Origin of the sequence: Corallococcus exercitus (genome assembly GCF_003611585.1) — a bacterium.
Taxonomy (GTDB): Bacteria; Myxococcota; Myxococcia; order Myxococcales; family Myxococcaceae; genus Corallococcus; species Corallococcus exercitus.
The window spans coordinates 1-7191 of the sequence record NZ_RAVW01000465.1; the positions used below are offsets into that span (position 1 = coordinate 1).

General features: G+C 70.7%; 3 protein-coding genes. 2 read left to right on the forward strand and 1 reads right to left on the reverse strand.

Annotated features, from left to right (window positions below; translation table 11 throughout):
• Positions 1 to 282 precede the first annotated feature (282 nt).
• On the forward strand, positions 283 to 1851 hold the full coding sequence (locus tag D7W79_RS35845) for a hypothetical protein (RefSeq protein ID WP_120529797.1): 1569 nt from the start codon (positions 283 to 285) through the stop codon (positions 1849 to 1851).
• 25 nt (positions 1852 to 1876) lie between these two features.
• Entirely contained in the window at positions 1877 to 3520 is a 1644-nt protein-coding gene (locus tag D7W79_RS35850) for a hypothetical protein (protein WP_120529798.1), read from the forward strand.
• A 16-nt stretch (positions 3521 to 3536) separates the two neighbouring features.
• Here D7W79_RS35850 and D7W79_RS35855 read toward each other — a convergent pair.
• Positions 3537 to 7191, reverse strand: a 3655-nt coding sequence (locus D7W79_RS35855; RefSeq protein ID WP_147442221.1) for a GAF domain-containing sensor histidine kinase, incomplete at its 5' end; no start/stop codon positions are given.

The following is a 7191-nucleotide window of genomic DNA, read 5'->3' on the forward strand; positions in this document are numbered from 1 at the left end:
GTCCCGCCCCGTGGCCCCCTCCTGGAATCAACGGAGGGCCTGAACGCTCCCCGCGGCGGCGGAATCCACGCAACGCAGGGATAACACCCATCCCATCCCCGGTCCGCGTGCGGGGCCACGCGGCGTCAGGCGCGACGCCTACCTGCCGTCTTGAAAGTCTGACAGGGCGGCCGTGGCAATCCCAGGCGCTCTTCGGCTAGGGTGCCCCCCGTCCCGGGAGCCCATGAGATGTCTTTGAAATCACGTTCGCTGTCTGCCCTTCTCGTTTCTTGGTGTCTGTTCATGGGCTCGGGGTGCGAATCCACTCCAGATGAGCCGGCTCCCCTGTCGGACGCGGGCCCGGGCGTGGATGCGGGAGGCGACGCGGGTCCGGACGCGGGGTCGGATGCGGACGCGGGCACGGATGCCGGTGTGGACGCGGGGGCCGATGCGGGCCCGGACGACGGGACGTCAGAGCAGCCTCCGCCTCCGGGCGTTCCGGAGGGCCACACGTTCCTGCGTCCCTCCGCGACGCGCGTTCACACCGTGGCGTGGACGGATCCCCAGGTCACGCTCCGCTTCGCCTTCCTGGGACAGGTCGGGCGGCACTACGACTTCCTCATCGAGGAGCGCCGGCGGCGGATCATCATGACGTTGAAGGACCCGTCCGGAGCCGTCCTCGAACACCGGGAAGGCGTCTTCGGGGATTCGCCCCTGACCACGCATTGGTCGGGGTTCACCCAGGAGGGCTTCTACACGCTGGAGGTCTCGGCGGCGCCGTTCGAGCCCACCCAGGACCTTGTCTTCCGCTTCGTGGATCAAGGGCCGGACGCTCACGGTGACCTGCTCACCACGGCATCCCCCTGGCTCCCCTCGGAGCAGCCCCTGATGGGACAGGGAGAGCACCCGGGGGAGCGCGACGTGTTCTCGTTCCCCACCGTGGCGGGCCACGTCTATTCGTTGGGCTGCGACTTCTCGCACCAGGGCTGGTGGCTGTCCTTCTTTGATCCGGTCCTGAACTACTCCGTCAGCTGGGTGGAAGGCGCGAACTTCACGGAGCTGCAGGCCTCCACGGCCTTCAAGGCCCCAGCGGAGCGGTTCCTCGCCATCGTCCAGGCCAACAACTCCCTGGTGGCCCCGTCCCCTTCCGCCTACCAGTGCCGGCTGAAGGACGAAGGCGCGGAGGACCACGGTGAGCGCATGGAGACCGCGACCGCGCTCGCCGAGGGGACGACGTCCGTCCAGGGGCGGATCGACTTCCGTACGGACTTCGACGTCTTCGCGCTGAGCGTCCAGCCCGGACACCACTACCGCGCCACCTGCGACCCCAGCGCCACGCCGCCCGACTGTCGGGTCCTCGCGGCGGCGCCGGGCGGCGAGTTCGAGGGGTTCAACGACATCGTCCTGGCCTTCAAGACGACCGGGACCTCCCACTACGTGGGGGTGCAGGGGGATCTGGTCGTGCGGGCGCGGTGGACGCCCGCCGCCTACACGCTCCGGTTCGAGGACCTGGGCCTGGACGACCACGGCGACACGCGGCAGACCGCGACGCCGCTGACCGGACCGTCGCAGACCGTCACCGTGCACATCTCTGACTTCATCGACGAGGACTACCTCTCCTTCCAGGCCGTCGCCGGGGGGCGCTATCGCCTCAGCGGCGACTGGCGGGACACGTCGACCGGGGAGCAGCTGTTCGCGACGCTCTACGATGAGCAGGGGCGCTTCATCCGGGCCCCCGGGCAGCACGTCGGCTCGCGCTGGGTGAAGGAGTTCACCCTGCCCACGGCGGGGACCTACTACTTCGCGATGGCCGCCTATCTGCGAGAGAACCTCGTCGACCACGCGGTCCTCTTCGAGGTCCTGGATCCCTGACATGCCCATTCCAGCAACCCCTGTCATGAACGTGAAGCAGCGGTGGCGGTCTGTCCTCCTCCTGTCCTGTGGGCTCGTCCTCGGTGCGGGATGTGATTCCACGCCGGAGCCTCCGCCGGTCGTGCTCGACGCCGGCACGGACGCGGGGGCGGACGCGGGCGTGGACGCCGGTCCGGACGCGGGGAGCGAGCCGGACGCGGGGAGCGAGCCGGAGCCGGACGCGGGGAACATCACCTGCGCGGACGACGGGCCGGTCGGGAACGCGGGCGTGCCGGATGGCGCCACGCTGCTGACGCCCTCGGACGAAGTGCACACCATCACCTGGCCGCCCGGAGGGGGCGTGCCGTTGCACTTCGCCTTCGTCGCCCGGGGATGCCGGCACTACGACCTCACGGTGGAGCCGGGGAGCCTGGGCTACTCGATGGTCCTGCGGGATGCCGCGGGCACGCGGCTCGACTCCGCCGACCAGTACAGCGACAACCCCAGCTATCCCCCCAGCCCGCGGCACTGGTCCGGGCTGAAGCACGGCGCCGTGCACACGTTCTATCTGCTCCCGCTCAACAGCCAGCCTCGCGTGCCGTTCCAGTTCCGCCTGGTGGACCGCGGGCCGGATGACCACGGGGACCTGCTCCTCCGGGCGACGCCCTGGACGCCGTCGGAGCAGCCCTTCACGGGCTCCAGCGAGCATTGGGGCGAGCGGGACCTGCTGTCGTTCGAGACCACCGTGGACCACGTCTACGCGCTCGGCTGCGCCTTGCCGAACCCGTCCTGGGAGCTGCGGTTCCTCAACGCCCAGGAGAAGACCCAAGGCGCCGCGTATGACGTCAACAACCAGGAGACCGAAGGCGAAGCCCGCATCAAATCCCTGGGGGGCACCTACTTTGCCTCCATCCAGGCCAACGCCTTCCCCGGTCCGTCCCCCTACACCTGCGTGCTGAACGACCTGGGGCGGGAGGACCACGGAAGCACCCCGAAAGCGGCCACCCCGGTCCCGGCGGGCACCGCGTCCGTGCAGGGGAAGATCGAGGTGCCCGGAGACCGGGACGTCTTCGCCCTCGCTGTCCAGCCCGGGCACCACTACCGGGTGTCCTTCACCCTCACGGGGCAGAGCCAGGGCAGGCTCCAGGATGCGGCGCCGGGGGGCCCGTTCGGCACCCATCCCGCTTCCGGGGGCATCCCCACCTCGACGTCCTTCAAGGCGTCCCAGGCGACGCACTACGTGGAGATGACGGGCACGCCCGCGCTGGAAGCGAAGTACGTGACGGGGAACTACACGCTTCAGGTGGAAGACCAGGGCCTGGACGACCACGGGGACACCCTGGACACGGCGACGCCCATCCCGGACGGTCCCCAGACGCTGTCCTTCCGGATCGCCAGCACCGTCGACCACGACGTCTACACGCTCCAGGCCATCGCCGGACGGCGCTACCAGCTCGACTGCCCCTGGAAGGTGTCGGGCGCGAAGCACCGGCCGGAGGTGCTCTTCCGCGACGAGACGGGGGCGGTCCAGACGTTCACCCTGGAAGAGCGGGACGACGTGCGCTGGCAGGCGGTCTTCACCGCGCCCCAGAGCGCCACCTACGCGCTCGAGTTCGGGGCGGGCTTCATCACGTCGCCGGGGACGGTGCTGGGCGACATGGTCTGTCGCTTCGAGGCCCTGGACCCCTGAGGCGCACCACGCCCCGTCAGGGCGCCCGCCGCAGGGGCAGATCCACCACGAACGTGGCACCAGCGCCGAGCGCACTCTCGACGGTGATGGTGCCACCGTGGGCGCGGACCGTCTCCCGCGCGAGATAGAGCCCCAGGCCGAGCCCGCCATAGTTGTACGCGGGCACGGCCTGCTCGAACCGCTCGAAGATGCGCGCCTGGTCCGCACGGTCCACGCCGCCTCCGCGATCCCGCACCTCGAGACGCGCGAAGTCGCCCGTCACCCGCGCACGCACCGTGATGGGATGGCCCGCGCCGAACTTCATGGCATTGAGGAGCAGGCTGGTGATGAGCCGCCCCAGGCGGGCGCGGTCCCACTGCCCCACCACCGGCTCCTCGAAGTCGAGCTCCACGGAACAATCCGTGGCCTTCAGCCGCTCGGCCAGGGCGTCCACCTGCTCCCGCACCAGGGAGGACAGGTCGAACTCGTCCAGCGCCAACGCCAGCGCTCCCGCCTTGAGCCGGGACACCTCGAGCATCTCGTCGGCCAGATACGCGAGGCGGCTGACCTGACGCTCGAAGGTCCCGAGCAGCGTCACGAGCCGGCCCTCCGTGGTCGCGTCAGGCGCCCGCGTGCCCATCACCTTCCGGATCGACTGCACCTGGAGCTTCATGGCGGTGATGGGGGTCTTGAGCTCGTGGGAGGCGATCGCCAGGAAGTCGTCGCGCACGCGGACCGTCTCCTGGGCCGCCTGGTAGAGGCGGGCGTTCTCCAGGGAGATGACGGCCTGCGAGGCCAGCACCTCCAGGGTGAGGATCCGCTCGGACGTGAACGCCCCCGCGAGCTGGTTGTTCTCCAGGTAGAGCATGCCGGCCAGGTCCGCCTGCCGGACGAGCGGAATGCACAGCACCGAGTGCACGCGCAGCGAGGCGAAGTACGGATCCGAGGAGAAGGGGCTCGGCTGGGATGCATCGTCCAGCAGGACCGGCTGTCGCAGCCGCTGCACGTGCGTCAGGAGCGAGCCCGGAAGCTCGGCGCCGGGCGCGACGGGCTCGCCAAGGACGGAGACCTGGATCCCGGACTCCGTCAGCTGCGCCGCCACCCGCACGAGGGGCTGCCCTCCTTCGAGCGTCATCAGGTATCCACGCTCCGCCCCCGCCTGCTCGAGCGCGCTCCGCAGGAGCTTCTCCAAGAGCCGCGGCAGGACGATCTCCTGGGAGAGGACCTGTGACGCGTGCACCATCGCGCGCGCGTCCAGCTGCGCGGGCTCCGCGTACAGGTGATGCGGGAGCACGCGCGCCAGGCGCTCCTTCATGCGCGGGTACAGCTGCTCCAGCTGGCGCAGCTTGGCCTCGGCGCCCCACTCCTGGTACGCGCGCCAGGCCTCCTCGAGGTAGGCGTCAGCGACGGTGCGCAGGCCGCGGGAGCGGTAGAAGCGCGCGGCCAGCTCGCCCGCCAGCGCCGCATATTGGATGAGGCCGCTCTCGCGCGCGGCCCGGAGCGCCCGCTCGTAGTGCTCCGCGGCCTCCTCGGTCCGTCCGTGCCGCCGCGCGACCTCCGCCGTCACCAACGCGTCGAAGGCGAGAAAGTTGGCGGGACAGAAAGCCGCCAGGTTCCGGAGGAAGGCATGGTGGCCTTCGAACTCCTCCCTCCACTTCGCCTGCTCCTCCGCCGGTGCTTCCTCCCCATGGGCCGCCAGCGTCAGGGCGACCATGAAGACGGCATGGGCCTCACCGTACTGGCCCCGCTGGGCGACGATGAGGCTGGAGAGCAATCGCGCTTCGGCGAGCGCGGCGGTGTGGTTGCCCAGCACGAGGTGGAGTTCGAGGCGGCGGACGCGGTACCAGAAGCTGGCGAACGGCGGCTGGCGGCTCACCCGCTCGGCGAAGGCCTCCTCCTCGAGCCCCTCGTGGGGGAGCGCCGGAGGGCGGCCGCGCAGCGCCTGGGTGAGGCGCTGGACGACCTCGACACAGAGGAGCAGCGGCTCGTTCCCGATGCCGCGGTTGAAGTCGGCGGCGGTCCGCGCCGCGCGGTCGACCTCTTCGAGCCGTTCGCCCGCGGCCAGCGCCAGCATGCAGCGGTGGGTGAGCCCGAGGCAGACGAAGACCACGTCTCCTGCCCGCCTTCCCGCGCGCAGGGCCCGCTCGACGTAGGTGTAGAGGGAGCGCGGCGGCTCGACCCAGGGGAAGATGGCGACGCCCGCGACCAGGCACACCTTCGCCTCATCCGCGAGGAAGCCGTGCCGCTCCACCAACGCGAGCGCCACGCGGGCGATGCTGGCCGCCCTGGCGTACTGCTTGTGGGTGATGACCAGCTCGAAGCCATAGGCGGTGAGCCCCACCGTGGAGGCGGAGGTCAGGCCATGCCGGAGCGTGAGGATCACCATCTGGCACGCCACCAGGTGGTGCAGCTGCGGGTTCCAGAAGTAGGCCGTCGGAAGGAAGGCGGCCAGCACGTTCATGGCGGCCTCCATGTCCGGATCCCGCATGGGCTCCAGGCTGAGCAGCGCTTCGATGGCGTGCTCTCCCAGGAGCTGCTCCACGGTCCGGTCCGCGTCCTCGAGCTGCGCTGTCGTCGGCTGGGGGCTCAGCGCGATGCCGTACTGACGGAGACAGGCACTGGCGCTGTCGATGGCGGGGCCCAGGGCGCCCCGGGTGGTGTGAAGGTCGATCTGCGCCCGGTAGGCGCTGGCGCGCTCGGCGGGAGTCCGCGCATGGTCCAGCAGGACGGCCAGCAGGCGCTCCGCCGTGTCCAGCCTGCCGGCGGACAGCTCGCTCTCGGCCTCTTCCAGGTGAAGGCCCTGGGCGAGCTCATGATCGACGGCCCATGGCTCGGGAGCGAGCAGCGTCTGGCCCGCCTGGAGGTAGCGGATCGCCGCACCATGGGCGGAGGCGGCCCGGGCCCGCCTGGCGGCGAGCAGGTTGAGCCGGGCGATCGCGATGCGCTCCTCTCGCGTTTCGATCAGCTCGATGCCCTGGTCGAGCTGGGCCGCCAGGGTGAACACGCGCTCGGGCAGCAGCCGCGGCGGGGTGTCCGCGAGCAGCCGGCGGCCGATGCGCAGGTGCGTGGCGGCGCGCGCCTCGGGTTCGAGGAGCGCATAGGCGGCCTGCTGCACGCGGTCGTGTGAGAAGCGATAGAGGCCTTCGAACTGAAGGAGCAGCCCCTCGCGCACCGCCACATCCAGCGCGCCGCGCAGGGCGTCCTCCGCGAAGCCACCCGCCACGATGAGCGATGGCAGCTCGACGGTCGCGCCCAGGCAGGCCGCGAGCTTGAGCGCCTCCTGCGTGATGGCGGGGAGGCGCCGCAGCTTGCCGAGCATCAGCTCGATGACGCCTTCGCCCAGCTCCAGCGCGCGGATGCGGTAGGCGTTCCACCGCCAGACGCTCCGCCCCCGGTCGAAGGTGATCAGTCCTTCGCGATGAAGCGTGGAGAGCAGCTGGAGGGTGAAGAAGGGGTTGCCGTGGGTCTTCTCACAGACCAACGCCGCCAGCGGAGCGAGGGTCCGTGGATCCGCGCCGAGCGTGTCTCCCAGGAGCTGCGCGCAGTCCTCGCGCGACAGGGGGAGCAAGGTGAGCTCCGTCACCCGGGTCTGGCCCTTCTGGAGCTGCTCCAGGGCGAGCGCCAGCGGATGGGACGGTCCCCTGTCGCGGTCACGGGAGGCCCCGAGGATGAGGAGCTGTCTCTTATACACC